Source organism: Oleiphilus sp. HI0067 (assembly GCF_001635735.1).
Genome location: NZ_LWFI01001139.1, coordinates 1 through 1,014, shown reverse-complemented (window position 1 = coordinate 1,014; position 1,014 = coordinate 1). Strand labels below are relative to the sequence as shown.

The 1,014-nt window shown below is 41.1% G+C and carries 1 protein-coding gene; it reads left to right on the top strand.

Annotated features, from left to right (window positions below; all coding sequences use genetic code 11):
• Positions 1-1,014, top strand: a 1,014-nt coding sequence (locus A3739_RS16550) for an archaeosortase/exosortase family protein (RefSeq protein ID WP_068502110.1), incomplete at both ends; no start/stop codon positions are given.

Genomic DNA, 1,014 nt, shown 5'->3' with positions numbered 1-1,014 from the left:
CTCTATCAAACTACCTAACTTATATCGGTTTGGCATTATCAAGCCTTGCTTGGCTCGTCATATCTAGCGCTAATATAAACATCCTCGAGCAAGTTTTAATCCCAATTATTTTATGGTTCGCCACTGCCAGTTATTTAGGGCTACATATCGGTTTAAAACTCCTCCCCTCCATCGCATTCGTTTACTTTGCTATACCGATTTGGGACTACCTCAATCAAGCCCTTGTCGACTTAAGTAGCTTAACTGTGACTTGGCTAGTCGATCTCATCGACATTACCGCTCTTATCGAAGCAAATACCATCACACTTCCCTATGGTGCTCTAGTGATTGCCGACGGGTGTTCAGGACTGCGTTACTTTACAATTGCATGCGCACTCGCCGTATACGTAATTCTTGATTCAAAACCTAATAGGGCTCTAAGCACCAAGCTATTAGCAACCGCAATTGCACTTAGTCTATTCTCCAACTGGCTCCGAATTTTCTTGTTGATACTTATTGCTTATGAAACAAACATGGAAAGCAGCTTGGTCGCCGATCATGAAACCTTTGGCTGGATTATCTTCTGTATAGTGTTAGCGCCTCTATTTTTTATCGCTCGTCGGTTTGAACTATTCCCAGAGCAAAAGGAGCCTAGTAAACAAGCACTTTCTATCAAAAAAATAGCGCTTACATTCGCCCTTTTAATGCTAACACCTGTTTTAAGCTTCGCTCTAAATAGCGCAATAAAAGTACCCAATATTATTTCAAGCTCTCAATTAAGCTATACACCAGCAAAACCAGATACAAACATACCGAAACTTCCAAACGCAAAAATCTTGCTGCAGAAGAAAGCAAACAATTACGTGCAAAACATCCAGCTTTATAGAGTACTTAACTGGAAAGAAGAGAGCACCGAAAACCTTGTACCCTATTGGCCATCGCCATTTTCTCACACTGACTGGCTAGTCGAATCTCGAAACATTATTACCGCAGATACGCAACAATTTCAGTATGTTGGCCTTAAGCACAAGTTAC